Below are 1747 nucleotides of genomic sequence, written 5' to 3'. Positions count from 1 at the left end.
TGGTGTGTTGGCATGCTGTTGGGTGTCTGGGGCAACATTGTGTGTTCCTTTTTGTGGCATTCCATTGTTGGTTGATCATCTGTTGTGGTGGTTGGCCGGTGTGGGGTGTGTGTTGTGTGAGAACTGTATAGTGGACGCGAGCATCTTGTTCTTTTTGTGTAATTTTTGTTTGTTGAGTTGTCTGCAGTTTTTGTAGCGACCGTAATTGTTGGTTTGTGTTACGGGCGTATGGTGGATGCCTTGGCATGCTGGGCCGATGAAGGACGTGTGAGGCTGCGTTAAGCCTCGGGGAGTTGCCAACAGTGCGTTGATCCGAGGATGTCCGAATGGGGAAACCCAACACCAGTTGTGTGGTGTTACCTGCAGGTGAATGCATAGCCTGTGTGGAGGTGACGTGGGGAAGTGAAACATCTCAGTACCCACAGGAGAAGAAAACAATTTGTGATTCCGTGTGTAGTGGCGAGCGATAGCGGATGAGGCTAAACCGTGTGCGTGTGATACCTGGGTAGGGGTTGCGTGTGCGGTGTTGTGGGGTGTGATCGTTGCGGGCTACCTGACCGCAAGATGGTGTGTGTGCGTTAGCGGAAACGTCTGGGATGGCGTGCCGGAGCGGGTGATAAGCCCCGTACGTGAAGGCGTTGCACATGTTGTCTGATCATGTTTTCCCCGAGTAGCAGCGGGCTCGTGAAATCTGCTGTGAATCTGCCGGGACCACCCGGTAAGCCTAAATACCCAGTGTGACCGATAGTGAATAGTACCGTGAGGGAATGGTGAAAAGTACCCCGGGAGGGGAGTGAAAGAGTTCCTGAAACCATGCGCTTACAATCCGTCAGAGCACCGTATGTGTGTGATGGCGTGCCTTTTGAAGAATGAGCCTGCGAGTCAGCGGCATGTCGCGAGGTTAACCCGTTATGTGGGGTAGTCGTAGCGAAAGCGAATCCTAAGAGGGTGTCAAGTGGCATGTCCTGGACCCGAAGCGGGGTGATCTACCCATGGCCAGTGTGAAGCAGCTGTAAGAGGTTGTGGAGGCGCGAACCCACTTAGGTTGAAAACTGAGGGGATGAGCTGTGGGTAGGGGTGAAAGGCCAATCAAACTCCGTGATAGCTGGTTCTCCCCGAAATGCATTTAGGTGCAGCGTGATGTGTGCTTACCGGAGGTAGAGCTACTGGATGGCCGAGCGGGACTATCATCTTAGTGACGTCAGCCAAACTCCGAATGCCGGTGAAGTTTGAGCATTGCAGTGAGACTGTGGGGGATAAGCTTCATAGTCGAGAGGGAAACAGCCCAGATCGCCGGTTAAGGCCCCTAAGGGTGTGCTAAGTGGAAAAGGATGTGGGATCGCGAAGACAGCCAGGAGGTTGGCTTAGAAGCAGCCATCCTTGAAAGAGTGCGTAATAGCTCACTGGTCGAGTGGTTCTGCGCCGACAATGTAGTGGGGCTCAAGCACACCGCCGAAGCCGCGGCATAGTTTTTACTATGGGTAGGGGAGCGTCGTGTGTGGGGTGAAGCCGTATCGGAAGAAGCGGTGGACTGCACGCGAGTGAGAATGCAGGCATGAGTAACGAATGATACGTGAGAATCGTATCCGCCGAATGACTAAGGGTTCCTGGGTCAAGTTCGTCTTCCCAGGGTGAGTCGGGTCCTAAGGCGAGGCCGACAGGCGTAGTCGATGGTCAACGGGTTGATATTCCCGTACCCGTATATACGCGCCCAGTATCGAAGCGGTGATACTAACCACCCAGATCC

Annotated in this window: 1 rRNA gene; it reads left to right on the top strand. The window is 53.8% G+C overall.

The features are described 5' to 3' along the window. Positions 1 to 208: 208 nt before the first annotated feature. Positions 209 to 1747 (top strand): 23S ribosomal RNA (locus HMPREF3145_RS01455); the annotation flags it as partial.

It is taken from the genome of Corynebacterium sp. HMSC05C01 (assembly GCF_001807155.1).
Classification (GTDB): Bacteria; Actinomycetota; Actinomycetes; order Mycobacteriales; family Mycobacteriaceae; genus Corynebacterium; species Corynebacterium coyleae.
This window is presented reverse-complemented; position numbering and strand designations above follow the sequence as displayed.